The organism is Caproicibacter fermentans, from assembly GCF_014303955.1.
In the GTDB taxonomy this organism is placed as follows: Bacteria; Bacillota; Clostridia; order Oscillospirales; family Acutalibacteraceae; genus Caproicibacter; species Caproicibacter fermentans.
Window position 1 is genome coordinate 698,240 of sequence record NZ_CP060286.1, and the last position, 25,406, is coordinate 723,645.

The window sequence follows — 25,406 nt, forward strand, 5'->3', positions numbered from 1 at the left end:
TCCTATTTATTTTATCAGCTTTCCGACCATATTGTCAACTGCGGTTCCAAAAAGCCGGAATATAAAAAAACAGCCCCGTGAAAAAGAAACACGGAGCTGAAAAATCAAAAAATCAGACGGGGTGGATCATTTCCTTCCGATCGGCATGTTTTCCGTCAATCCCGTACTTTTTTTCGGCACGTTTTTTAAAGAAGTCCGTCGCAACCTTTGGGAACTGCGCGTAGGACAGCACGTCTTCTTCCTGCTCGGTCCACTCGGCGCATTCCTTTCTCAGGCTTTCGAGTTCCGGCTTGAGAAGATCCGCCGGACGACAGGTGATCCGCGGAGCGTCCCCGATAATTTTCTTGACGAATTCGTCGTCGACAGGGACAGGGGTCGTCCCGTATTTCCCGGCAACCAGATCTTTGAATTCGTTGGTGCACATCTTATACCGTTCTCCGGTAATTACGTTAAACACCGCCTGTGTGCCTACAATCTGGGAGGTCGGCGTGACCAGCGGCGGATACCCGGCATCTTTGCGAACGCGCGGAACCTCTTCCAGAACCGCTTCGAACCTGTCCTCCTTGCCCGCCTGTTTTAACTGCGACAGCAGGTTGGACAGCATCCCGCCCGGCACCTGATAAACCAGAGCCTTCGTATTGGTCGCAAGCATTTTGGGGTCAATGAGACCGCTTTTGATATATTTATCGCGCAGAATCATGAAATACTCACGGATTTCATTGAGAAGAATCAAATCAAGCCCCGTGTCGTACGGCGTGTCTTTGAGAGCGGCGACCATGGATTCTGTCGGCGCATGGGACGTACCCAGCGCGAGCGGCGACATGGCGGTATCCAGCAGATCCACTCCGGCCTCCACGGCTTTGAGTTCACACATGGAAGCAAGACCGGACGTATAGTGCGTATGCAGCTGAACTGGAATCTTTACCGCCGATTTGATTGCCTTGACCAAGTCATAGGTCTTATACGGCGTCAGAAGGGCGGCCATGTCTTTAATGCAGATGGAGTCCGCGCCGGCGTCCTCGATTCTTTTCGCGTAATCGACATAATACTCTTCGGTAAATACCGGGCCCGTCGTATAGGAGATTGCCACCTGGGCATGGGCGCCTTCCTTTTTTGCGGCCTTGATAGCTACGTTGAGGTTTTTGATGTCGTTGAGCGCGTCAAAAATACGGATAATATCGATGCCGTTGGCAACCGAACGCTGTACAAAATACTCCAGAACATCATCCGCATAATGACGGTAACCAAGCATATTCTGTCCTCGGAACAGCATCTGCAGCTTGGTGTTGGGGCAGTTTTTGCGGATGATTCTCAAACGCTCCCACGGGTCTTCATTCAGAAAGCGAAGGCAGGCGTCGAAGGTAGCGCCGCCCCAGCACTCCAGAGAATAGAAACCCACCTGATCCATTTTGCCAAGGATCGGCAGCATGTCGGAAAGCGGCATGCGGGTTGCCAGCAAAGACTGGTGCGCGTCGCGCAGAACAACTTCTGTAATTCCAATTTTCTTATTCATTGCTCAGCCCCCTTACTGGAGGGTAACAAGGGGGGTCCCGCTCTCAACGCTGTCCCCTTTATTCACCAGAACGGATGCGACCTGCGCGTCATGCGGCGCCATAATCTCGTTTTCCATCTTCATGGCTTCCAGAACAACAAGGACGTCGCCCTTTTTGACGCTTTGCCCCGGTTTTACGTTTGCCGAGACAATGGTCCCGGGCATCGGGCTGGAAATCGTCTCTCCGCCGGCAGGCGCCGCTGGCTTCGGAGCAGGCGCGGACTTTGCCGGAGCGGGAGCGGCCGCTTTGGATGCGGGAGCGGCGGCAGGGACCGCCGCGGGAGCAGGTGCAGCCGGTGCGGGCGCCGCAGTTGCGCCAAGCTCTTCCACCTGAACGTCGTACGCCGTACCATTTACCGTAATTCTAAGATTTTTCATACTGATAGATCCCCCTGTCCTTCTCAATTAAAGCTGAATATCGGCATGCTTTTTCGGCAGGGTGGATACCCGTTTTCCGCTGAGCATGTCCAAACCCGCCAGAATTTCCGCGCGTGTTTCTTCCGGAGCAATAACCGCTTCAATGATCCCATCCGCTGCGGCTTTTTGCGCGGATGCTTCTGTTTTTCTGTACTCTTCAATCAGTTTTTTCCGGTCTTCCACCGGATTTTCCGACCCGGCAAGACGGTCGTTCCAAAGGAAAACCGCTCCCGTTTCCGGAGAAATTGCCGAGACGACGGCGTCCGGCCATGCCAGTGTAAAGTCCGAGCCGGCCCCTCTTCCCGCAATGGCGATATAAACGGGGCCGTACGCCGAGCCGGTCACAACCGTGATCTTTGCGGTCGTGGCTTCCGAATAAGCGCTGGAAAGCTTGGAAGCTTCCCGAAGCGATTCAAATTTTTCCGCGTTCACAATCGTAATAGCCGGAATGGAAAATGAATCGCAAAACCGCAGAAAACGCGCGGCCTTGGAGCAGGAATCTGGATCTATCACGCCCGAAAGGGCCGTAAAGCCCGCGACGGAACCGCCCATATAGGCCAGCCCCGTTACTGCGGAACAGCCGAATTGGGGGCTAAGCTCCAAAAATTCCCCGCCGTCGCAGATGGAGCCGATCAATTTACCGGCATCCGTTTCGCCCGCGGAGGGAGTCCCCGCAGGAGCTCCTGCGCCCTCGGACAGCAGCGCGGAGGACAGATTGTTGGATGGAAGCATGGAAAGAAGTCTGTGCGCGGCCTTGATTGCTTCCGTTTCATCCGCCGCGGCAATCTGGCACAGGCCGAGCTTTTCCGCTTCTTTTGCCGTACCGCCCTCGCCGTTCGTCGCGATGGTGAGTTCCCCCTTGTCCGACATCACGACAAAGTCCGCTCCGGCAGCGATCATCGCCGACGTGCCCGTGCAGGGACCCAGGATCACAGAGATCTGCGGCACCACGCCGGAAAGATTGTTTGCGTGCAGCAGAATTTCACCGTACGCCTCGAGGATGTCTCCATTCTCGTTCAGGCGCCCTCCGGCGGAATCAAAAATTCCGACGATCGGAGTTCCTGTTTTAACAGCCAGATGATAAATCTTTTTTATTTTGGAGGCCTGTGCTTTCGACATGGTTCCCCCATCTACATCGCTGTTCTGAGAAAAGACGCAAACCGGGCTTCCCTCCACAGTGCCGTAACCAGCCACCGCTTCCGCATACCCGCCCTGGGATTTCGCAAGGCCGTCTACCTCATGAAAGCTTCCATCGTCAAGCAGCGAAACAATGCGCAGATAGCCCTTGGTGTGCTTCACATCCTGCCCCGACTGCGCTGTTTCGGCATGACCGACATTCTTCATTTCCATTCCTCCGTTTTCGAGATTTCCCACCTGTTCAAGAAAAAAATAATTGTATTCATTATAAACGATTCCCATTTAATTGGCAAGTCATTCTTGCCCCGGGAACGGATTTAACGGCCTTTCCCGCCTCTTGAATCTTGATTTCTTTTCTCGCGCGTTCCGCGCGAAGTTTTTAAAGCGGAGGCCGCTTTCCGGATCGGAGCAGCCGGCCCTGTCAGGCGCCGAACCTCTTCACCGGTCAGCAGACGCCACTTTCCAGGCGGAAGCATGCCCAGCTTTAAAAAACCGACCGCGGTACGGCGCAGACGTGCGACCTCCAGTCCAAGCTGCTCGCACATTTTCCGGATCTGGCGGTTCCGTCCTTCTCTGAGGATAATTTCCAGCACGGCTCGTCCGGGTTCCTGAGAAAGAACATGCACCACGGCGGGCGCCGTTTTTCTTCCGTCGATCACCATGCCGGTTGACATCTGAACCAGCTGTTCTTCCGTCACTGAAGGACGCACGGTTACACGGTATACCTTCGGAACATGATGCGACGGATGCATCATCGAGTTGGCAAACTCACCGTCGTTCGTCATCAGAAGAAGTCCCTCCGATTCCCGGTCGAGCCTGCCGACCGGGAATACGCGTTCCGGCACGTCCCGCACCAGTTCGGCCACGCATTTGCGGTCCATTTCGTCACTCATCGTGGTGATGTATCCCCGAGGCTTGTGGAGCATCAGATACACCTTCTCCACTTTGGTTTCAAGCGGTTTTCCATCCACGGTAATCCGGTCTCTGCCGGGGTCCGCCCGGCCGCCTATTTCAGCGACAATACCGTTCACACGGACTTTGCCCGCAAGAATCAATTCTTCCGCTTTCCTGCGGGAAGCGACTCCGGCTTCCGAAAGCAGTTTCTGCAGTCTGATTTTTTCGCCCAATCGATTTGCACATCCTTCAGACCGAAAACAAAACGCGGATCCGGTCCCATAGTTTTTCAAAGATATTCTTTTTCACCGCTTGGCGGGAAACGTTCCCGCCGGCTAACAGCTTTGTGGTCGAAACCGTGCCGGTTTCGTTTTGATACCGGACAAGCCCGAGAACCTGCCCCCGCTTGACCGGAGCATATAAAAATTGCGGCAGTTCAACCGTGCGGCGAAGGTTCTGCACCTCGTCGGGCGGCAGGAGCGCGGCTGCGCCCGCCGTTCCCAAAACCGAAACGCTGCCCGCGGTCCCGCCGACCACGGGGAGATTCAGACGGAATTCGGAATCATCCGCCTGAAAACAGGTCAGTCTGGAAAAACCATAATCCAGCAGTTTTTCGTGATCCTCCCAGTCGTTCGGATCGCTGAGGGTAACGGCAACCAGCTGAACGCCGTCGCGCTGCGCCGCCGAAACAAGGCAGCGTCCAGACTTTTTCGTAAAACCCGTTTTGACCCCGTTACAGCCGGCATACATGCTTAAAAGCTTATTATGATTGGTATAGGTCACGGTTCGGTCTGGATCGGAAAACCGGACCTGTATTTTTTTCTGCGATACGATCCTTGCGAATTCCGGATTCTTCAGCGCGGCCGCGGTCAGCTTCGCCAGATCACCCGCCGAGGAATAATGCTCCGCATTATCCAGCCCGGACGGGGTGACATAATGTGTTTCGGACAGGCCGAGCTGAGCCGCCTTTTGATTCATGAGCGCAGCAAATCTTTCAGTGGAGCCGCCCACGGCGATCGCGGCGGAATTTGCCGCGTCGTTTCCCGACACGGAAAGCATCCCTTCCGCAAGCGCGGTCAGAGTGAGCTTATCACCGGCTTTCAGCCCCATGGATGATCCTTCCACCCGAATCATTTCCGGTGTGATCAGCACCGTCCTGTCATTTCGTGACGCGGCTTCCAGGGTAAGAAGAGCCGTCATGATTTTTGTCGTGCTTGCAATCGGAAGCTTTTCACGACTGTTTTTTTCATACAGGACCCGCCCGTCGGCAGCGCTGATTACCACAGCCGATTTTGCCGACACGGAGGGGGGAAGCCTCGGCGCCGGCCGGACAGGAAAAAGAAGCCGCCGTCAGGGCGGCAAGAAAAATGGAAATCGCTTTTTTTAACAAATCAACCACCTGCCGGTTTATTTATATGCAGGCGGTTGATGCGCTACCATTCAATTTTAGATTTGGGGATCCCCGGCCATTTCTTCAGCCGGAACGGAATGCTTTTCCGTCTTCTCCTTTTTGCCGTCCTTATGAAACACGGAGGATACCTTGTCGATCAGCTCGGGGGCCAAATCGATCATGCGGTCTACCGACGTGTTGCCGGGGTCGACGCGCAGCAGCTTGACGCCCCCGTTCGAAATTGTTAAAAACGCCACCGGGTTAATGGTGACGCCGGCACCGGACGCACCGCCAAACAGCTGTTTTTCTGGGGCTTTCCCCGGAAAATCGGACCCGCCGGACGCAAAACCGTAACTGATTTTTGAGATAGGGACGATCACCGTCCCGTCCGGCGTCGTAATCGGGTCGCCGATCACCGAATTTACGTCTACCATTTGTTTAATTTTTTCCAGCGTTGTGTCCATCATGCCTTCGATCGGATGGTCAGCCATTTAAAGCACCGCCTTTTCTTTCTGATCCGGATGTCCGGATTTTTTTCCATATTTTAAATATACTTTGATAAAGCCAGTCAGAGCCGACAGCGCGGCGGAAAAGAGAAAAAACAGCCTGACCGTGGCCCGGACGCGAAACCTTACTCTGTTTTCTCCCTTTTGAAAATCCGGAGCAACGGTAACATTCCGCTCTTTGCAGTTTGCGACGGAAAGCAGAGCCGTCAGCGCGGTCGATACGGCGCCGCATGCTCTTCCGTAATTCAAAGCCGTTTGCGCAGCGTCGTCTCCGCCGACGGTAAGATCAAGGGAGAGTTTTCGGACCACCGTGTGGGAAAGCAGTTTCTTCGCGCCTGTGTACGCCACACGGGTAAACGCCTTCAGAAGTTCCAGAAAACCGCCAAGGCCCTTCTGGTGAAAGAGCTCTTTTATTTTAGAGGGCTTTTTTTCCGGCGCTGGTTTCTCCTTTTTTTGTATCTTTGGTCCGGTCGGCTTCTCCTCCGGACGGGGCAGGAGGCGGTAGTGCAGAAAAAGGAATCCAATCCGCGCGGAAAATTCTTCTTCGAAACTTGCCTCAACAAAAACGGAGCAAAAGAGCAGCACCGCAAGCAGAGAAAAAACGACTCCTGTTATGATCAGTCCGGTCATTCGGCTGTTCCTTCTCCCTGCTGAAGAACTTCTTCCCGGCTGCCCTCAGCGTCCGTTTCCTCCTGATGCTGCTCCTTCTGCGGCTGCGGCAGCTCGGCAAGGGAAGAAATTCCGAGACACCGCAAAAAATCCGTGGTGGTGCCGTAAAGAAGCGGACGGCCCGGCAGTTCCAGCCTGCCCCGTTCTTCGACCAGGCCCTTTGAAACAAGGCCGCTGATAACCGCGGAGCAGTCCACCCCCGCGCACCTGTTCCACAAACGCCTTGGACACCGGCTGGTTATAAGCAACGACAGCCAGCACCTCCAGCGCGGCCTGAGTCAGCGGCATATTGCGGCGGATTTCAAGCGCGGCGCGCACCGCAGCGGCATGTTCCGGGTTCGTGCACATCTGATACCCGCCTTCCAGCCGTACGATACGGATTCCTCCGTGTTCGGTGCGGTACCGGTCCGCAAGGTTCTCCAGCATCTTGCCCGCCGTCGACCGGTCTATTTCCAACGCTTCCGCGATGCGGTCAAGAGAAACCGCTTCCCCGCTGGCGAACAGAATCGCCTCAATGGCTCCCTGAAGCTTTTTAATCTCCATGCCTTACACCGCCGTTTATCAGTTTTATTTCCGGATTTTGTTCCCCGTTCAGGTGAACCCGCTTCCCTTTGATCAGTTCCAGAATGGCAAGAAAGGTCGCCACACGCTCCGAGTGATCCAGGATGCCGTCAAATAAAGCCGTATAGCTTTGAACGCTCCTCTGCCGGAGCCTGCGCAGCACAAAAATGATGCGGGAAGATACGGAAACAATCCTGTGGGAAACAATCGCGGTAAAAGCCTCCTGGGGCGGAGGAAGGAAGCGTTTTCCCCGGCCCGCCGCGCTCAGATACGCCGCATAAAGCTCCTGCGGAGTATGGTGGCCCCGGTATCTGCGGTCCGGTTCAATTTTTTCCGGCTCACGGGGATAAGAGTCAAAACTGAACCGCTCCCCCAGCATGGCGGCCACGCGTTTGCAGTCCCTGTACTCAATCAGCTGACCGCTCAGCTCTCGTTTGAGCTGTTCAGCCTCCTCATGCTTCGGCAAAAGCGAAACGGTCTTGATATAAATCAGTCTTGCGGCCATTTCCAGAAATTCGCTGGACACGTCCATTTCCTGTTCCTGCATCGCCTGAACCTGCTCCAGATACTGATTCACCAACTCTGTAATTTGTATGTCGAAAATGTCGAGCTTGTTTTTTGCAATCAACGTTAACAGCAGATCAAGAGGGCCCTCGAACGTTTCCAGTTTATAACATATTTTATCCATCATTGCGCAATATATTTATACAAGTCCGAATAACCGGTACGGAAGAAGCGAAAGCCACTCAACGCCGCCCATTCCCAAGTTTACCAGCGCCCAGATGGGCCCGTCGAGCATTCCGCTGAACAGGACGACAAACGCAACCATAACGATGATATTCTGGTAACGGTAATAATTATAAAGGGCGCGGCTGGAAAGAAATGCGCCGAGGATTTTCGATCCGTCAAGCGGAGGAATGGGCAAAAGGTTGAAAACCGCCAGCGCAACATTGATATTGATGTATGCCGAAAAGAAAATATACAGGAAATTCGGCATGGCGACTTTGCCCACAAAGATCAGGCCGAAATAAATCAGTCCGCCGGCCCATGCCGCCAGAAAATTGGCGAGCGGCCCGGCCACGGCGGTCAAAGCCATATCTCGTTTCGGATTTTTAAAATAGCGGGAATCGACCGGAACAGGCTTGGCCCATCCGAAGCCGAACAGAAGAAGGAAAAGCGAGCCGATCGGGTCAAAGCTCGCAAGAGGATTCATCGTCAGGCGTCCGCTGTATTTCGCGGTGTGGTCGCCCAGTTTTCCGGCAGCCCAGCCATGCGCGAATTCATGCAGGGGAAGGATGCAGAAAATAATAAACAGCGTTGCAAGAATCTGGGAAATGACAGACATCAAGTCCACGGATCCGCCGGAAAAAAGACTTCTTAACAGATCAATCAGCATAAACATTCTCCTTACTTTGCTTATGATTATAATACGGAGAGGATAAAAAGGCAAGCGGCGCATGGATTTTCGGGCAAAACCGGCAAAAACACTTTTTTCAGCGTAAAACAGGAAAAAAAGCTTGCATTTGCAGGATAAATCTGATAACATAATACTGTTGCGATGAAAAGCCCTTTAAAGGAGGTGCAGACCTATGGCAAAATGTGAAATCTGCGGCAAGGACATTGCTTTCGGCATTAAGGTATCCCATTCTCACAGACGTTCCAACCGTACCTGGAAGCCCAATGTAATGCGTGTCAAGGCGATCGTGAACGGTTCTCCCAAACGTATTTACGCCTGCACCCGTTGCCTTCGTTCCGGCAAAGTGACCCGCGCCGTCTGATGCCTGACCTCGTTTTTCTAAATAAATAATAGAAAAGTAAAAGGAACCGTGATTGCGGTTCCTTTTTTCCATACCCGTTGCCCCTTGGAAGTTCCTTCGGGAGTGCGAATAATTTCATAGCCGATGAACCCCGGGTTCTCATCCATTTTTTAATAGAAGGCTGTGTCGGCAGAAACACCTGCCGACGCGGCCTTTCTAAACAGATCAATACCGTCCGTGTCGCGGCAAGGGGCATGGCGCCGTTCTATTTTTCGCCGCGCTCGCGGATCAGGAAACGGATCGGGGTTCCCTCGAAGCCAAAGGTGTCCCGGATCATATTTTCAAGAAAACGCTGATAGGAAAAATGGAACAGTTTCTTGGAATTGACAAAAAACACGAAGGTAGGCGGCTGAACGGAAACCTGGGTCATATAATAAATCTTCAGCCTGCGTCCCTTGTCCGTCGGCGGCTGGACTCGAGCGACCGCCTGTGCCAGCACTTCGTTCAGCATCCCGGTTGCAACGCGGCGGGTATTGGACGCCGCCGCCTCCCGAATGGCCTGGAACAGCCGATCCAGCCTCTGGCCTGTCTTCGCGGAAATAAAAAGAATTCCGGCGTACGGCATAAAGGAAAAATCTTCCCGCAGCTTTTTCTCGTACGCGTTCATAGTATAACCGTCTTTTTCCACCGCGTCCCATTTGTTCACGGCAATGACGCAGGCCTTGCCCGCCTCATGAGCCATGCCGGCAACCTTGGAGTCCTGCTCCGTAAATCCGACGGTGCCGTCGATCATAATGACGCACACGTCCGAGCGCTCCACCGCCATCTGCGCGCGCAGCATGCTGTACCGTTCAATATTGTCGTCCACCCTGCTTTTGCGGCGAAGGCCCGCGGTATCAATCAGAAGAAAACGGCCGAACTCATTTTCCACGGCGATGTCCACCGCGTCACGCGTTGTTCCGGCCACATCGGAAACAATGCAGCGCTCTTCACCGGCAATTTTATTGACCAGCGACGATTTTCCGGCATTCGGCTTGCCGATCACAGCGACCCGGATCATCTCATCGGGCCCCGCGTCGCCGTTTTGATCCGGAAATAATGAAACCACGCGGTCCAAAAGGTCGCCGGTGCCATGACCGTGAACGGAGGACACCCCAACGGGGTCGCCCAATCCCAGATTGTAAAACTCGTAGAATTCGGCCGGCGGATCGCCGATGCTGTCACATTTATTGACGCACAGCACGACGGGCTTTCCGCTTTTCATCAGCATGGCGGCGATCTCGTGGTCGGCGGCAACCGGCCCGGTGCGAACATCCGTCACAAAAACGATTACGTCGGCCGCTTCCATTGCAAGGCGCGCCTGCGCCCTTGTCTGAGCAAGAATCACATCCTCGCCCGGTTCGATGCCGCCCGTGTCCACAATAGAAAACCGACGGGATTCCCATTCGCTTTCCGCATACACACGGTCACGAGTCACGCCGGGCGTATCATCTACAATGGAAAGGCGCTGCCCCGCAAGTTTATTAAAAAGAGTCGATTTGCCGACGTTCGGCCGGCCGACAATCGCAACTACCGGTAAAGCCATAATTGATTACCCCTCCCTGCTTATCATCTTTTCCAGCCCCCGAAAAACTATGAATCGGGGACATTTTTCCTTGGTCCGGTATTTTGGGCAGTCCCGCAGACAAAAAAGAAGAGAAGGATTGCTCCTTCTCCGACTTTCTAAAACGGAAACGAATTACGCTTCCTTTTTAATTACTTCCCTGCCATTGTAGTAACCGCAGTTGCCGCAAACTTTATGCGGGACTGTCAGTTCTCCGCATTTCGGGCATTTTACCAGAGCGGGCGCGCTAATTTTCCAAACATTGGAACGCCTTTTGTTCTGTCTGGCGCTCGACTGTTTTCTTTTTGGTACCGCCATCCTCAGCACCTCCTTACAAGATCTATTCCATTAATGAAGCAGTTTTTCCAAAACTTCCAGCCGGGGATCCGTGGGATGCCCGCCGCAATCGCAGGGCCCCTCATTCAGGTTTTTCCCGCAGATCGGGCACAGTCCCCTGCAGTCGTCGATGCATAAAAATTTGGTCGGAAGTTCAAGCAGAATATCTTCCCGCATTAGTTTGTCCAGATCCAGTTTTTCATCCCGAACCTCGATAAACCGGTCGTCGTCCTCGTTATTTTCAAGAGAACGGACAAGAACATGGGAAAAAGCAAAATCATAGTGCCTGTCGATCCGTTCCGCACAGCGGTCGCATGGAATTGAAAAATCGAACGAAACGTTCGCCTTCAGCCTTGCGGAACCGTCACGGCTCTCAACGATACCTTTCACAGCCACCGGGGAAACAAACGGAAAAACCCCGTTTAATCCGGTAGAAGACAGGTCCATGCTGTAATCGAATGAGCAGCTTTCACTTTCCTGAGAGAATATTTTTTTTAAATCCAGCAGCATACTCCACCTCGGCGCTACAGTTCTTAATTATAGAGATTTTTCCCTCTTTTGTCAATAAAAATTTATAGGTTCGGGTTTTTCCCCAAGAAAATGTGCCGGAGTACTGGTCTCCGGCACATTTTTGTTGCTTGACCCTCAGACCACAGCAGAAACAGCCTTGATTTCCTGCGGCAGAATACCCTCGTCCGCAGAAATCAACAGTGTAATTTTAATATTGGACAGAGAGGATAACGCATCCATTTTCTCCGCGAAAGAGGTGAGGCCGCCCATATCCTGGCCGATGATTTTCAGCGTGGAGTCCACATAAATATCCGTAACGTCATAGTTGCCGGCGCAAATGCCGCAGATAAACCCGCCAAGCGCATCCGCTCCCTGAATCCCGTATTCATCAATATCGATCAGCCGTGCGTCGTGGGAAATATCATAGGTCAGCTTATTGCCCTTTTCAATCACAACGACATTGCCGCTGGATTTCGAAACCGATTCGTTGGCGCGCTCAATCAGCTTTTTGGTTTTTCCGGACCCCTTTTTTCCTACGATAACATTAATCATGATGATGCTCCTCCTATATAATTTTTGCGTCCCCGGTAAAACAACCGGGTTTATTTCAGTCGGGCTTCCAACACGGCTTTTTCGTTTTCATAACCCGGCTTGCCCAAAAGAGCAAACATGTTTTTCTTGTAGCTTTCCACACCGGGCTGGTCGAAAGGATTAATCCCCAACAGATAGCCGGAAACCGCAACCGAACGTTCAAAGAAATAGATCAGTCCGCCCAGGGATTTTTCTGAAAAATCAGGAACCCGGATGACAAGATTGGGAACGCCGCCGTCCGTATGGGCAAGCACCGTACCTTCAAATGCCTTTTGGTTGACAAAGGACATTTTCTTTCCCGAAAGGAAATTCAGCCCGTCCGCATTGTCGGCGTCCTCTCCGATTGTGAAGTCGGCGGCCGGTTCGTCGACCAGGACCACGGTTTCAAACAGGTTTCTCTTTCCCTGCTGAATATACTGCCCCATGGAATGCAGGTCGGTGGAGAATACGACGGAAGCCGGGAAAAGCCCCTTGCCGTTCTTTCCCTCGCTTTCGCCGCAGAGCTGCTTCCACCATTCGCACATCATCTGAAAACGCGGTTCATAGCTGACAAGGATTTCGGTCTCCTTACCCTTTCGGTACAGGATATTCCTGGCCGCGGCATACAGGCAGGAGGCGTCGGACACGGGATCTCCGCTCAGTTCGGACCGCTCTTCGGCGGCACCTGCCATCAGTTCGCCGATATCGGCGCCTGCCACCGCGATCGGCAAAAGACCAACGGCGGTCAGAACCGAATATCTGCCTCCGACGTCGTCCGGGACAACGAAGGTTTCAAACCCTTCCCGGTCCGCAAGCTGTTTCAGCGTTCCCCGGGCACGGTCGGTTGTGCAGTAAATCCGTTCCGCAGCGCCCTTTTTGCCGTATTTCTTTTCCAGCAGGCCGCGGAAAACGCGGAACGCCACCGCCGGCTCCGTGGTGGTGCCGGATTTGGAAATCACATTAATAGAAAAGTCCTTCTCCCCACAAAGCTCCATGATTTCAGAAAGGGCGGAAGGACTTAAACTGTTGCCGGCAAAATAAATCTGAGGTCCGGCTTTTTTCAGACTGTTGTAATTCTGGGACTGCAGATACTCAATCGCGGCACGTGCCCCAAGATAGGAGCCGCCGATGCCGATGACGACGAAGACTTCCGAATCGGAGCGGATTTTATCCGCCGCAGCGCGAATGCGGGAAAATTCTTCCCGGTCATATTTTACCGGCAGATCCAGCCAGCCCAGAAAATCGCTGCCGGCGCCGGTCCCGTTAGAAAGCGTTTCTTGCGCAAGACGTACCTGAGGAGCGATTGCCGTAAATTCACTATCGTCGATAAAACCTGTAAGATGGTGCAAATCAATTTTAACAGACATTTCTTTTCCCCCTACCTATTGCAGTTCTTGCAACTATATTTTACAATAGGCGGGCTGAGTTTGCAAGGCGGATTCACATTATTCAGGAAAAATTAAGAATTTTTACGGGTCCATCATGGTCAGACGGAACAGCAGGAAGAACGCCGAAGCAAACGTAATGGCCTCCACCGCTTTCTTTGCGCGAATCTCCGATTCCTTCAAGACCTCATTATTCAACGAATAAGTGATTTTTCCAAGGACCTGCCCTTGCTCCACCGGCGCGCGGATTTCGCTGTTGAGAGAAACCTTGGATTTCACATCCCCGGCCTTTCCCTTTGGAACCAGAATGCTCTCGTTGCTGTTGACATTGGGCTCCACAACTGCGTTCATGCCGTTTTCCACAACGATCGGCACGTTTGCTTCCGGCGGTATCTGCGGTTTGACGACCGACCAGTTGGCGAAGCCGTAATCCAGCAGAGTTGATGCCGCGTTAAAGCGGTCGGATGTGCTGGAGCTTCCGAGAACCACCGCAACGAGGCTGACCCCGTCCCTCTCTGCCGTGGCGGAGATGCAGCTGCCCGCCTTGCCGGTCGTGCCGGTTTTCAGTCCTGTAATCCCTTTGTAGCTTTTCAAAAGCTTGTTGGTGTTAACCAGCTGGGTTTTTCCGCCTCTTACATTATCCATCCACGTTTTCGTGTAGTCGTAGATTTTTTTATGCTTGATTAATTCTTTTGACATCAGCGCGATATCATAAGCGGATGTTACATGCCCGTCTTCGTCAAGTCCGTTGACGTTTTTAAAGACGGTGTCTTTCATTCCAAGCTCTTTGGCACGCTGATTCATCTGCGCGACAAACTCGTCCTCGCTCCCCGCGACATATTCCGCCAGAGCCACTGCAGCATCGTTGGCGCTGGCAATTACCGTCGCTTTGAGCATGTCGTCCACCGTCATGCTTTCGCCGGGCTCCAGCCAGATATCGGAGCCGCCCATCGAAGCCGCGTGTTCACTTGCCGTTACGGTGTCGTTCAGGCCGATTTTTCCGCTGTCGATCGCTTCCATCACAAGCAGCAGCGTCATAACCTTGGTAATGGAAGCGCACGCGCGCTGCTCATGATCGTTTTTCTCGTACAGGACTTTGCCGGTCTGTGCCTCCATCAGCACGGCGGAAGGCGCCTTGACTTCCTCTTCCGACATCGCCGAAGCCCCCAGCGGCAGGCTGAAAATTACGGCCATGGCCGCGAGCAGGCAGGCCGACATTTTTTTCAACTTCATTTCCAGCACCTCCAATTTCATACTAATTCTTATGCCGTACGGGGACGTTCTATCCATAAAAAATGAGAGCCTTAAAGCAGCTCCCATCCTTTTTTCTGCAATTTTATTTTCGAACCGGAATTCCGCGCTGCGAAAGGTAATTTTTCAGATCCGGAATCCGGATTTCGCCAAAGTGAAACAAAGACGCCGCCAGCACGGCGTCCGCTTTCCCGCGGGTAAAAGCGTCGTAGAAATGCTCCGGTTTCCCGGCTCCCCCGGACGCGATTACCGGAATGGAAACCTTTTCGGATACGGCCGCGGTCAGTTCCAGGTCATACCCGTTTTTCACGCCGTCGCAGTCCATACTGGTCAGAAGGATTTCCCCCGCGCCGCGCCGCGCCGCTTCCCGCGCCCACTCTACGGCGTCCATCCCCGTGTCGACCCTGCCTCCGTTGCGGTAAACCGCCCAGCCGCCCTCCGCCCGGCGTTTCGCGTCGATTGCGCAGACAACGCACTGGCTGCCGAATTTTTCGGCTGCCGCGGAAATCAGGCCCGGATTTCGAATCGCGGCGGAATTCACGGAAACCTTGTCCGCCCCGGCACGGAGCAGAGCCGTAAAATCTTCCACCGTGCGGATTCCCCCGCCGACGGTAAACGGAATAAAAATGCTGTTCGCCACCTGCCCGACAAGATCGATGATAATGTTTCTCGCGTCCGAGGAGGCGGTGATATCCAAAAAAACCAGTTCGTCCGCGCCCTGTCGGTCATACTCCACCGCAGCTCTCACCGGGTCGCCCGCGTCGCGCAGATTCACAAACTCCATTCCCTTGACCACACGACCGTTATTTACATCAAGGCATGGAATAATTCGTTTCGCGTACATTATCAGCCCTCCGATTTCAGCGGCAGGGCAAAATTCCGGAGCATTCTCAGCCCCGCCGCCCCGCTTTTTTCCGGGTGAAACTGCGCGGCAAAGACATTGCCGCTGTGGATTGCCACATCCAGTTCCGCTCCGTAATCCGCCGTGGCGGCAACAAGACCGCGGTCGTCGGTTTTTAAATAATAGGAATGGTCAAAATAAACAAACGGATTTTCCTTCAAACCTTCAAAGAAAGCATCTTTGCGGAACAGATTTAAACTGTTCCAGCCGATATGCGGAATTTTTAGCCCGGAGGCGTCGGGGATGCGAAGAATTTTGCCTGGGAAAACAGAAAGTCCGCGCACCCCGGGCGATTCCTCGCTGCTTTCGAACAGAAGCTGCAGCCCCACGCAGATTCCGAGAAAAGGCTTTCCGGAACGAATAAAATCCAGCGCCGGCCCCACCATTTTGGAGCGTTCCAGGCAGCGCATCGCGTCCCCGAACGCGCCCTGCCCGGGCAACACTGCCGCATCCGCTTCCGCCAGGCGTTCCGGGTCGTCTGTAATGCAACATTCACAGCCGATATGCCGGAATGCCTTCACAACGCTCTGCAGATTTCCGGCCCCGTAATCGATGACTGCTATCATGATGTTTCCCCGCTTTCGTATAGTAATTCATTCTATCATGAAAGTGAAAAAAACGCAACAACAACTCCTGAAAATTCGGTTTTTGCCGAATGAATTGACAGAAAATCTGAAACAAGGTATGATAATTTTTAACGCTTGAATTCGGAGGGAAAGAATGGATTACGTTTCTCTGTGCGGGATTGGAATTGGCCTTGCGATGGATGCGTTTGCCGTCTGCATCACGAATGGGGCTATCACAAAAAAGGTAACGCCGTGGTTTGCCATGAAACTGGCGATTTGCTTCGGGCTGTTTCAGTCCGTAATGCCGCTGCTCGGTTGGTTGATCGGCAAAGCGGGAGAAAGCCTCATCAGCGCGGTGGACCACTGGGTCGCTCTGATTCTTTTGAGCTACCTGGGAATCGGCATGATCCGCGAAGCGCATAAAAAAACATACTGCGGAATCCATGACCGCAGGCAGAACGACATCAAGCCAAAAACTCTGGTCGCGCTCGCGGTGGCAACCAGCATCGACGCGCTCGCAACCGGAATTATTCTTCCCTCGGCGGTCGGTGCTTCCACCGTTTTTTTAATGGGCGTATCGGTCGCTGTCATCGGCCTGATTACTTTTTTTATGTGCCTGGCCGGCGTTTATATCGGCAAGAGATCCGGAGCGCTTTTCTCCTGCCAGGCGGAATATTTTGGCGGCGCCGTTCTAATTGGAATCGGAATAAAAATCTTTATCGATCACGTGTTTCTTTAAAACCCATAGGCTTTCCCAATGCATCGCACCCGCTCCGCCACCTGATCCCGTAACTTTTGCGGCGCCAGCACGCAGATTCGGTCGCCGTACTGCAGCAGCCATTCCACCAGACCCTCGCCCGCAAATACTTTGACCCGCACACAGAAAAATCCGTTCTCTCTTTCAGAAATTTTCAGATTGCCTCCGAATTTGTCCAGCAAAGGCTCCAAAGCCTCGTCGGCGCAGCGCAGAACGACCGTCTGCAGCTCACCGTGGTACAAATGAAACGTTTTGGCCGCGTAGTCCTCCGCGTCGAAGCGGTCCCGGTAACCGCTCACTTCTTGGAACGGCCTCGCGGCCCGCGCGGTAATCTCCGCGTGTTTGATCCTGTCCAGACGATAAACGCTGACATCGTTGTATTTCTCGTAATTTCCCGCCAGATAATATTTGTCGCTGTCCCAAATCAGCGCATACGGACTGATTACAAATCTTCTTCCTTCCTCCCGCACAATCCGGTTTCCCCGGATGACATGGCGGCGATAGAGGAAGGAAATTTTTTTCTTTTGGGCAACGGCCCGGCTGATGGCGTCAATCGTATAATAAATCTCCTCATTATCATATTTGGGCCGCAGATTCATGTGTGTTTTTCCCGCCGTTTCCCCGGCCTGGGTCCGGCTCATCAGCCCGCTCAGCTTCCGCATCAGTTCCGCGGTCTTTTTTTCCGTAAGAAACGGCGCGGCCTGCACCGCATCCATCAGCAGGCGGACCTCCGGCAGCTCAAACCGCCGTTCGGCGAGAAAAAATCCCGCTTTTGGCTTCCGCGAGAAAAGAATTTCAAACCCGTGCGCGCGCAGAGCGGAAACGTCCCTGTATACGGTTTTCCTGCCTGTTGAAATCCCCTGCTCCTGCAGCAGCCCGATCAATTCCTGGGAAGAGAGAGGATGCTCTTCATCCGTCAGTTCATCCAGAAGCTCGAGTAACGCCAAAATCCGGATTCTGCCGGTCTCATTTTGCCGCAAGCGATTCACCCCTGTCGTATGAAATTTTCCTGATAAAAAACGGCCGCGGGAAAAGCTTTTCCCACGGCCGTACCGGCGTTGTGCAAGCGGAACCTGTTTATTTCAAAAACTTTTCCGTCTCTTCCGCAATATGAGAAACACAAAGACCGAACTGCTCCAAAAGATCCGCCGCAGGACCGGAATGTCCAAACTGGTCGTTTACGCCGATTTTACGCAGCGGAATCGGGTATTCTTCGCTCAGGACGGCCGCAACCGCATCCCCAAGACCGCCGATCACATTGTGTTCCTCGACGGTAACGATCTTTCCGGTTTCCTTGGCCGCCTTTAAAATCAGTTCGCGGTCGATCGGTTTGATCGTGTGAATGTTGATCACGCGCGCATCGATTCCCTTCTGCTCCAGCAGCTTCGCTGCTTCCAGCGCACGGGAGACCATCAGGCCCGTCGCGACGATTGTCACGTCCCCGCCGTTACGCAGCGTAACGCCTTTGCCCAGTTCAAACCGGTAATCGTCGGAATTATTAAAGCTTTCCACCGCAAGGCGGCTCAGGCGAAGATAAACGGGGCCGTTATGCTCCGCTGCCGCGCGAACCGCCGCCAGTGTCTCGTAGTGGTCCGACGGACTGATGACCGTCATGCCCGGCAGGGAGCGCATCAGAGCGATGTCCTCCAAGCACTGGTGCGTCGCGCCGTCCTCTCCGACGGAAATCCCGGCATGCGTTCCGACGACCTTCACGTTCAGATGTGGATAGCACACGGAATTGCGGACCTGCTCAAAGGCACGACCGGTTGCAAACATGGCAAAAGAGGTCGCAAACGGAATTTTTCCGCAGGTTGCAAGACCCGCCGCTACGCCGATCATATTCGACTCCGCGATGCCGCAGTCCACAAAACGCTCCGGATACTTTTTTTGAAAATCCCCGTCTTGGTCGCCTCCGCAAGGTCGGCGTCCAATACGACGATCTGCGGGAACTCATCCCCAAGCTGAGAAAGCGCCATTCCGTAGCTTTCCCTTGTCGCTTTTTTCACCATTTCCGCCATTTATTCCGCCTCCAATCCGGCCAGGGCCTGTTTCAGTTCGCGCACGGCAACCGCGTATTCCTCGTCGTTCGGCGCCTTGCCGTGCCAGCCCGCCTTGTTTTCCATGTAGGAAACGCCTTTGCCCTTGACGGTTTTTGCGAGAATCACGGACGGTTTTCCCTTTACGGTTTTAGCGTGTTCAAACGCCTTTTCAATCGCGTCAAGGTCGTGCCCGTCGATGCCCTGAACGTCAAACCCGAACGCGCGGAATTTTTCATCGATCGGTTCGGGCCCCGCAACTTCGGCGGTCGGGCCGTCGATCTGCAGGCCGTTGATATCGACAATCAGGCACAGGTTGTCCAGACTGTGGTGCCCGGCAAACATGGAGGCCTCCCATACCTGGCCCTCTTCCAGCTCCCCGTCGCCCAGAAGAGCATAGACCCGGTAATCCTTCCGATCCATTTTGCCGGCAAGCGCCATGCCGCAGGCAGCCGAAATCCCCTGCCCGAGCGAGCCGGTGCTCATATCGATTCCGGGCGTTCCCTTCATATCCGGATGCCCCTGAAGCATCGCGCCGATCTGTCTCAGCTTTTTCAGTTCATCCTCTGCAAAATAGCCTTTGAGCGCCAGAGCCGCGTACAGTCCGGGACAGGTGTGCCCCTTTGATAAAACGAAACGGTCGCGGTCGGGCTCTTTCGGATTTTTCGGATTGACCCGAAGCTCCTGAAAATAAAGATAAGAGAAAATATCCGCCGCGGACAGAGAGCCGCCCGGATGCCCGGATTTTGCATGATAAACGCCTTCGACGGCGCCCAGCCGGATTTTGCACGCGGCAATTTCCAACTGCTTTTTCAGTTTTGTGTCCATTGCTAACCTCCTAAATTGAATCCGCTGCAATTCACTTTCATTATAGTATGAACCGCAGCATTATTCAATACCGTCGTAAAAGTTCGGCAGTTATTCGGCCGCTTCGGCGGAATCATCATAGTCGTTCGCCGCGTGAAGTTTGTCGATGATCCAGAAAATCAGGCCGAGCAGCATGGCGACAACGGCCCCGAGAGACATGCCGGTCAGCTTTACCTGCCCCAACTGAACAAATGCTCCGGAAAGTCCCGTTACCAAAACCACGCTCGTCATGGCAAGGTTGCGGGAACGGCTGTAATCCACTTTCTGATCAACCAGCAGCCGCACGCCGGAGGAAGCGATCATGCCGTAAAGCAGGAAGCTGACGCCGCCCATGACCGGGCCCGGAATGGATTGAATTACTGCGGAGACCTTGCCTAAAAAAGAGATGGCAATGGACAGAACCGCTGCCCCGCCGATCACCCAGACGCTGTACACGCCGGTCATTGCCATAACCCCGATGTTTTCGCCATAAGTTGTCGTCGGTACGGAGCCGCAAAGTCCGGAAATCATGGTCGACAGTCCATCGCCGAGCATTGTTCGATGCAGGCCGGGAGTCCGGAGCAGGTCACGGCCGACAATTTTGCCGGTTACGATCTGGTGGCCGATGTGTTCGGAAACCACGACCAGCGTCGCTGGCAGGATAATGGAAATGGCGTTCCAGTCAAACCGGGCGGGCTGGAAATTCGGAACGGCAAAGACCGGCGCGGCGGCTGCCGCCGAAAAATCGACCATTCCCATGCCCCAAGCGACACAATAGCCGGTAAGGATCGCAATCAAAATGGGGATTACCGCGAGGAACCTGCGGAACAGCACGCTGCCGAACACAGCCATTCCGAGCGTAATCAGGAAAACCGTAATCTTTTTCGGATCGATCTGTGTGTATGTATCGCTTAAAATCAGCCCGCCCATATTGGCTGCCGAACCGGAAAGCTCCAGTCCGATTAAAGCCACGACAGATCCCATCGCCGCAGGAGGCAGAATTACATCGATCCATTTTGTGCCGCAAAAACGGATGATGACGGCAACGATGCAGAACACCGCGCCGGAAACGACAAACCCGCCGAGCGCATAAGGGTAGCCAAGTCCCTTGGTTGCTATGATGATGCCAGCCGGCGCGAGAAAGGCGAAGCTGGACCCCAAAAATGCCGGAGCTTTCCCTCCCGTTACCAAAATGTAGATCAAAGTGCCGATTCCGTTCATAAAAAGAACCACGGAAGGACTGATGCCGAACAAAATCGGAACAAGGACCGACGCGCTGAACATCGCGAACAGATGCTGCACCGAAAGCGGAATCGCTTTCAGAATAGGGGGTTTTTCTTCTACCTGAATGATATGCTTTGCCATGGAATGAACACTCCTCAAACGTAATATATCAGTAAAAAGCATTGCTTTTTTACCCTAAATTGCCCAAAAAAAAAGCCCGCCCGGTGCAAAGCAACTGCATCGGTGTGGCTTTTCTATTACTGCTGTCGTTTAAATGCCGATTTCGGCGCCCCGCAAATGGGGCACACCCAGTCATCCGGAAGTTCCTCGAACGGAACAAAAGGATCGCTGTATACATAGCCGCATACGGTGCAAATCCAGCTTTCTCCGCCCTGCTCCTGAGCCGTTTGCTTTTCTTCGCGATAGGTGGGGGCGTTTTTTGGCGCCCTGCCTTTAATGACTCTGTGATAATACTCGTATGTCATCGGTTTGCCGACAGCCTTTTCACTGCCCGCGATCACTTCCGCGAGAAAAACGGTATGAGTCGCCGTTTCCGACGAAGTCAGCACCCTACAGAGAAACCAGCAGCAGGTATTTTCCTTAATTACGGGAATGCCTTCCGCAAGGACGCGGTGCCTTACGTTCTTTAATTTATCCGTATCGCGTCCGGAGGAAAATCCCAAAGCGCCGATCACAGCGCCGGAGGTGTCCTCCGACAGAACGGAAACGGTAAAAAGACCGTTCCTTTGAATGCATCGGCAACTGTAATTGTCGTGGTTCAGACTGACGGCAATGATGTTAGGCGTATTTGCGACCTGAATGACCGTATTGGCAATGCAGGCGGATTTTTTCTCCCCGTCCTTCACGCCAATCGCATACATACCGTAGGAAAGGCTGTTCAGAATAACATCGTTCAAGCCATATGCCCCCAAAAACGCATTTTTACTATTATATCTCAAAACCACCCGAAAATCAACAAAATTTTACTCTTCTTTTTTAATTTCCGCCCAGTATTTGCGAAAGGCCTGCTCCGTTTTATTTTCTCCCCACCGGTAGTAAACCGTGTCCTTCAAGATGTCCGGAAGATACTGCTGCCGAACCCAGTGATGCGGAAAATTGTGGGCATATTGATAAAACTGCCCTTTGCGCGGGTTATCTTCGCCGTCATAATGCTTATTTTGCAGTTGCCGGGGAATCGGCCCGGACTTTCCGGCCCGCAGGTCGGCGATGGCCGCGTCGATCGCGCAATAGGCGGAATTGGATTTTGGCGAACAGCAAACCAGAACCACCGCGTCGGCCAGCGGAATCCGAGCCTCCGGCAGACCGACCTGAAGCGCCGTGTCGACCGCCGCCTTGACAATCGGGATAATCTGCGGATAGGCCAGTCCCACGTCCTCGCAGGCGCAGACCATCAGCCTGCGGCAGGCGGAGGGAAGATCCCCCGCCTCCAGCAGCCGGGCCAGATAGTGAAGTGCCGCGTCCGGGTCCGAACCGCGCATCGATTTCTGGAACGCGGAAAGAATGTCGTAATGCTCGTCCCCCACGCGGTCGTATTTCATCGCGCTGCGCTGCGTAAGGTCCCTGGCGAGCTGTTCCGATACGTGACAGACGCCGTCTCTTTCTTCCCCGGACAAGGCGCATAGCTCCACTGCGTTCATCGCTTTGCGGACGTCGCCGCCGCACGCGGAGGCAATCACATCCAGGGCGGCCGGTTCCGCCTTGATTCCGCGGTGCTGTTCCTGCTCCAGAATTCCAAACGCCCGTTTCACTGCTTCACGGACATCCTCTTTTTGAACCGGTTTAAATTCAAACACTGTCGAACGGCTCAAAATCGCGCCGTAAACATAGAAATAAGGATTCTCCGTCGTCGAGGCAATCAGCGTAATCGACCCGTTTTCAATAAATTCCAGCAATGTCTGCTGCTGTTTCTTATTAAAGTACTGAATTTCGTCCAGATATAAAAGGACTCCGTTCGGCGCCTCCAGGGTGTCCAGCTGATTCACGACATTTCGGATATCCGCCGTGGAAGCGGTTGTGCCGTTCATTCTGACCAGTTTCCGGCTGGTCCTTGCGGCGATGATGGACGCAAGCGTTGTCTTGCCGATTCCCGATGGGCCGTAAAACACCATATTGGGAATCTGGCCCGATTCTATGATGCGAACGAGCGGCTTTCCGGGGTCCAGCAGATGGTGCTGACCGACAATTTCATCCAGACTTCGCGGGCGGATCCGATCCGCTAAAGGAGCCGACATCGGCACCATCCTTTCGCTAATTATTCATACAGCGGGTGACGGGCGCAGATTTCGCGGACGGTTCCGCGGATTTTTTCACGGTTCGCTTCAAAATCGAAAATCGCAAGAGCGATGCATTCCGCAATGAGGTCCATATCCGCCGCGTCCAGGCCGCGCGTGGTAACCGCCGGCGTACCCAGCCGCAGGCCGCTTGTGACAAACGGGCTGCGCTGCTCGTTCGGGACGGTGTTTTTGTTCGCCGTGATATTGACGGAATCGAGGCGCTGCTCCAGCTCCTTGCCCGTGAGTTCCAGCCCGGTCAGGTCGACCATCATCAGATGATTGTCCGTACCGCCGGAGACAAGTTTCACCTTGCGTTTGAGCAAGCCTTCCGCAAGCGCCCGGGCATTACCAACAATCTTATGGGCATACTGCTTAAATTCGGGTTTCAGAGCTTCTCCCAGACAGACGGCCTTCCCCGCGATGATATGCATCAGCGGGCCGCCCTGCGTCCCCGGGAAAATTGCTTTATCGATCGCTTTCGCGTATTCTTCCTTGCAAAGAATCAAGCCGCCGCGCGGGCCGCGCAGTGTTTTATGCGTCGTCGTGGTGACAATCTGCGCCCATTCGACCGGATTCGGATGCTCCCCGGCCGCGACGAGTCCGGCGATGTGAGCCATATCCACCATTAAAATCGCGCCGCAGGCATCGCAGATCTCACGGAAGCGTTTAAAGTCAATCACGCGCGGATATGCGCTGGCGCCCGCCACGATCATTTTCGGCTTCACCTTCATTGCCGTTTCATAGACCGCTTCGTAATCGATCCGTCCGGTTTCCGGGCTGACGCCGTAGGATACGAAATTGTAATAGCTGCCGGACATGTTTACGGGAGAGCCGTGGGTCAGGTGGCCTCCTTCCGAAAGGTTCATGCCCATGACGGTATCGCCGGGTTTTAAAAGGGCGAAATACACCGCGAGATTTGCCTGCGCGCCGGAATGCGGCTGCACATTGGCGTGCTCCGCGCCAAACAGTTCGCATGCACGCTTGCGCGCCAGATCTTCCACAATGTCAACGTACTGGCATCCGCCGTAATAGCGCTTTCCCGGGTAACCTTCCGCGTATTTGTTGGTCAGGACACTGCCCATTGCGGCCATCACGGCGGGAGAAACAATATTTTCGGACGCGATCAGTTCCAGATTCGCCTGCTGTCTTCCCAACTCCTTGGCCATCGCGGCGCCGACTTCCGGGTCGGCCTTCGAAACAAAGCCGATGGTATCCATGAGATCACTGTACATCGTATTCAAACCCTTTCCCGAACAAATTTATCAATATTATACCCTGTAACATGCAAAAACGCAACGGCGTTCCTGCAAAAAAGGCCCTGAAAACAGGGACGTTTCGCCATTGCCTTACGCCGAAGAAAATATTATAATGAAAAGGCAAATATTGATGCCGAGTGAAAGCCATTCTGCCAAACGGAGGATAAAAATGACCAAAAAGCAGCGTGCCATTCTTGCGATACAAGCGTTGAAAAAAGAATACCCGGATGCGATCTGCTCCCTGACCTACGCCGACCCGCTGCAGCTTTTAATTGCGACCCGGCTTTCCGCGCAGTGTACCGACGCGCGTGTGAACATGGTGACGCCGGAATTGTTTGAGCGCTTTCCCAATCTCGACGCATTCTGTAACGCCGCGGTGGAAGAGATTGAACCGATCATTCATTCCTGCGGACTCTACAAAACCAAGGCCCGCGATATTCTCGCCATGTGCCGCATGCTCAAATCGGATTTTGGCGGCACCGTGCCGGACACCATTGAGGAGCTGACAAAGCTGCCCGGAGTCGGACGAAAGACGGCAAATCTGGTCGCCGGGGACATCTACGGGAAACCGGCGGTCGTAACGGATACGCACTGCATCCGGATTTGCGGCCGGCTGGGCCTGAGCGAAGGCAAAGACCCGTTCAAGGTGGAAATGCAGCTGAAAAAGATTCTTCCGCCCGAAGAATCAAACGATTTCTGTCACCGCCTGGTGCTGCACGGAAGGACCGTCTGCACCGCCAGAAATCCGGCCTGCAGCAAATGCCGCATGAAGGAGTTCTGCAAAAATCCCGTTCAAGCCCCCTGAAACATCCGCAATATTAAGAAAAAATTCAGGAGCCCCTCATGGTTCCTGAATTTTTTCTGTCATGTGCTCTATTTAGATGCAAGCTGTAACTATATAAATTTTACGGCTTGCTGGCGGGACCCGGCCGCGGTTTCGTGCTATGGAATTATCCAAAGTTATGCGCAGCCTGCTTTTACAAAACGC

At 53.7% G+C, this 25,406-nt stretch carries 27 protein-coding genes and 2 pseudogenes; 3 read left to right on the forward strand and 26 right to left on the reverse strand.

Going from position 1 to position 25,406, the window contains the following annotated elements:
- Positions 1-112: 112 nt before the first annotated feature.
- The 11 genes and pseudogenes from HCR03_RS03435 to HCR03_RS03480 all read right to left on the reverse strand — a co-directional run bounded on the left by HCR03_RS03435 (position 113) and on the right by HCR03_RS03480 (position 8,522).
- The gene (locus HCR03_RS03435) at positions 113-1,513 is read right to left on the reverse strand and encodes an oxaloacetate decarboxylase subunit alpha (RefSeq protein ID WP_187036666.1); all 1,401 of its coding nucleotides are present in this window, start codon (positions 1,511-1,513) and stop codon (positions 113-115) included.
- Positions 1,514-1,525: 12 nt separating this feature from the next.
- Positions 1,526-1,930: a biotin/lipoyl-containing protein gene (locus HCR03_RS03440; RefSeq protein ID WP_066644084.1), complete on the reverse strand. Its 405-nt coding sequence runs from the start codon at positions 1,928-1,930 to the stop codon at positions 1,526-1,528.
- 27 nt (positions 1,931-1,957) lie between these two features.
- Positions 1,958-3,313, reverse strand: a complete 1,356-nt coding sequence (locus tag HCR03_RS03445) for a carboxyl transferase domain-containing protein (protein WP_187036668.1) — start codon at positions 3,311-3,313, stop codon at positions 1,958-1,960.
- A gap of 110 nt (positions 3,314-3,423) precedes the next feature.
- Positions 3,424-4,233 (reverse strand): pseudouridine synthase, encoded by an 810-nt coding sequence (locus tag HCR03_RS03450; protein ID WP_083209994.1) that lies wholly within the window; start codon positions 4,231-4,233, stop codon positions 3,424-3,426.
- A gap of 16 nt (positions 4,234-4,249) precedes the next feature.
- A complete protein-coding gene (locus tag HCR03_RS03455; RefSeq protein ID WP_187036669.1) occupies positions 4,250-5,302 on the reverse strand; it encodes a D-alanyl-D-alanine carboxypeptidase family protein in 1,053 nt (350 codons plus the stop codon).
- Positions 5,303-5,446: 144 nt separating this feature from the next.
- A complete protein-coding gene (gene ytfJ, locus HCR03_RS03460) occupies positions 5,447-5,881 on the reverse strand; it encodes a GerW family sporulation protein (protein ID WP_066644081.1) in 435 nt (144 codons plus the stop codon).
- On the reverse strand, positions 5,882-6,526 hold the full coding sequence (locus tag HCR03_RS03465; RefSeq protein ID WP_066644080.1) for a DUF2953 domain-containing protein: 645 nt from the start codon (positions 6,524-6,526) through the stop codon (positions 5,882-5,884).
- Positions 6,523-6,762, reverse strand: a complete 240-nt coding sequence (locus tag HCR03_RS20020) for an SMC-Scp complex subunit ScpB (RefSeq protein WP_267459216.1) — start codon at positions 6,760-6,762, stop codon at positions 6,523-6,525. Before HCR03_RS20020 ends, HCR03_RS03465 begins: the two co-directional genes overlap by 4 nt.
- A gap of 61 nt (positions 6,763-6,823) precedes the next feature.
- A pseudogene (gene scpB / locus HCR03_RS20025) lies at positions 6,824-7,108 on the reverse strand (SMC-Scp complex subunit ScpB); the annotation flags it as partial.
- Entirely contained in the window at positions 7,098-7,817 is a 720-nt protein-coding gene (locus HCR03_RS03475; protein ID WP_228725084.1) for a segregation and condensation protein A, read from the reverse strand. The gene HCR03_RS03475 and the pseudogene scpB, both read right to left, overlap by 11 nt.
- A 12-nt stretch (positions 7,818-7,829) precedes the next feature.
- Positions 7,830-8,522, reverse strand: a complete 693-nt coding sequence (locus tag HCR03_RS03480) for a site-2 protease family protein (RefSeq protein ID WP_228725085.1) — start codon at positions 8,520-8,522, stop codon at positions 7,830-7,832.
- Between the two features lie 193 nt (positions 8,523-8,715).
- On the opposite strand from HCR03_RS03480, the gene rpmB reads away from it, so the two are divergent.
- Positions 8,716-8,904: a 50S ribosomal protein L28 gene (gene rpmB, locus HCR03_RS03485; protein WP_066644078.1), complete on the forward strand. Its 189-nt coding sequence runs from the start codon at positions 8,716-8,718 to the stop codon at positions 8,902-8,904.
- 244 nt (positions 8,905-9,148) lie between these two features.
- Here rpmB and der read toward each other — a convergent pair whose 3' ends face one another.
- The 8 genes from der to hisH form a co-directional block, all read right to left on the reverse strand.
- Entirely contained in the window at positions 9,149-10,468 is a 1,320-nt protein-coding gene (gene der, locus HCR03_RS03490) for a ribosome biogenesis GTPase Der (RefSeq protein WP_187036671.1), read from the reverse strand.
- A gap of 153 nt (positions 10,469-10,621) precedes the next feature.
- Complete coding sequence (rpmF, locus tag HCR03_RS03495; protein WP_066644076.1) at positions 10,622-10,804, reverse strand: 50S ribosomal protein L32; 183 nt, start codon at positions 10,802-10,804, stop codon at positions 10,622-10,624.
- Between the two features lie 30 nt (positions 10,805-10,834).
- Positions 10,835-11,332 (reverse strand): YceD family protein, encoded by a 498-nt coding sequence (locus HCR03_RS03500; RefSeq protein WP_066644075.1) that lies wholly within the window; start codon positions 11,330-11,332, stop codon positions 10,835-10,837.
- A 135-nt stretch (positions 11,333-11,467) separates the two neighbouring features.
- A complete protein-coding gene (locus HCR03_RS03505) occupies positions 11,468-11,884 on the reverse strand; it encodes a hypothetical protein (protein ID WP_066644074.1) in 417 nt (138 codons plus the stop codon).
- Between the two features lie 50 nt (positions 11,885-11,934).
- Entirely contained in the window at positions 11,935-13,269 is a 1,335-nt protein-coding gene (locus HCR03_RS03510; RefSeq protein WP_066644073.1) for a glucose-6-phosphate isomerase, read from the reverse strand.
- A gap of 102 nt (positions 13,270-13,371) precedes the next feature.
- Complete coding sequence (locus HCR03_RS03515; RefSeq protein WP_066644072.1) at positions 13,372-14,520, reverse strand: D-alanyl-D-alanine carboxypeptidase family protein; 1,149 nt, start codon at positions 14,518-14,520, stop codon at positions 13,372-13,374.
- Positions 14,521-14,623: 103 nt separating this feature from the next.
- Positions 14,624-15,382 (reverse strand): imidazole glycerol phosphate synthase subunit HisF, encoded by a 759-nt coding sequence (gene hisF, locus HCR03_RS03520; protein WP_187036673.1) that lies wholly within the window; start codon positions 15,380-15,382, stop codon positions 14,624-14,626.
- 2 nt (positions 15,383-15,384) lie between these two features.
- Positions 15,385-16,005: an imidazole glycerol phosphate synthase subunit HisH gene (gene hisH / locus HCR03_RS03525; protein ID WP_187036675.1), complete on the reverse strand. Its 621-nt coding sequence runs from the start codon at positions 16,003-16,005 to the stop codon at positions 15,385-15,387.
- A 154-nt stretch (positions 16,006-16,159) separates the two neighbouring features.
- Between hisH and HCR03_RS03530 the strand changes: the two genes are divergently transcribed.
- On the forward strand, positions 16,160-16,744 hold the full coding sequence (locus HCR03_RS03530; protein WP_066644069.1) for a manganese efflux pump MntP: 585 nt from the start codon (positions 16,160-16,162) through the stop codon (positions 16,742-16,744).
- Here the strand turns inward: HCR03_RS03530 and HCR03_RS03535 are convergent.
- The 7 genes and pseudogenes from HCR03_RS03535 to HCR03_RS03565 all read right to left on the reverse strand — a co-directional run bounded on the left by HCR03_RS03535 (position 16,741) and on the right by HCR03_RS03565 (position 24,394).
- Positions 16,741-17,742, reverse strand: coding sequence for a helix-turn-helix transcriptional regulator (locus tag HCR03_RS03535; protein ID WP_187036677.1), 1,002 nt, complete (start codon positions 17,740-17,742; stop codon positions 16,741-16,743). The two genes, HCR03_RS03530 and HCR03_RS03535, sit on opposite strands and share 4 nt — an antisense overlap.
- A gap of 97 nt (positions 17,743-17,839) precedes the next feature.
- Positions 17,840-18,780 (reverse strand): annotated as a pseudogene (locus HCR03_RS03540) (transketolase family protein).
- Positions 18,781-19,626 carry a transketolase gene (locus HCR03_RS03545; protein WP_066644066.1) on the reverse strand — a complete coding sequence of 282 codons (846 nt, stop codon included), beginning with the start codon at positions 19,624-19,626 and terminating at the stop codon, positions 18,781-18,783. It abuts the pseudogene before it with no gap.
- Between the two features lie 90 nt (positions 19,627-19,716).
- Complete coding sequence (uraA, locus tag HCR03_RS03550) at positions 19,717-21,009, reverse strand: uracil permease (RefSeq protein ID WP_156991398.1); 1,293 nt, start codon at positions 21,007-21,009, stop codon at positions 19,717-19,719.
- 116 nt (positions 21,010-21,125) lie between these two features.
- Positions 21,126-21,785, reverse strand: coding sequence for a flavin reductase (locus HCR03_RS03555; RefSeq protein WP_207708901.1), 660 nt, complete (start codon positions 21,783-21,785; stop codon positions 21,126-21,128).
- A gap of 66 nt (positions 21,786-21,851) precedes the next feature.
- Complete coding sequence (locus HCR03_RS03560; protein WP_066644064.1) at positions 21,852-23,120, reverse strand: replication-associated recombination protein A; 1,269 nt, start codon at positions 23,118-23,120, stop codon at positions 21,852-21,854.
- A gap of 20 nt (positions 23,121-23,140) precedes the next feature.
- Entirely contained in the window at positions 23,141-24,394 is a 1,254-nt protein-coding gene (locus tag HCR03_RS03565; RefSeq protein WP_187036678.1) for a serine hydroxymethyltransferase, read from the reverse strand.
- A 193-nt stretch (positions 24,395-24,587) separates the two neighbouring features.
- On the opposite strand from HCR03_RS03565, the gene nth reads away from it, so the two are divergent.
- The gene (gene nth, locus HCR03_RS03570; protein ID WP_066644062.1) at positions 24,588-25,223 is read left to right on the forward strand and encodes an endonuclease III; all 636 of its coding nucleotides are present in this window, start codon (positions 24,588-24,590) and stop codon (positions 25,221-25,223) included.
- The last annotated feature ends 183 nt before the right edge of the window (positions 25,224-25,406 follow it).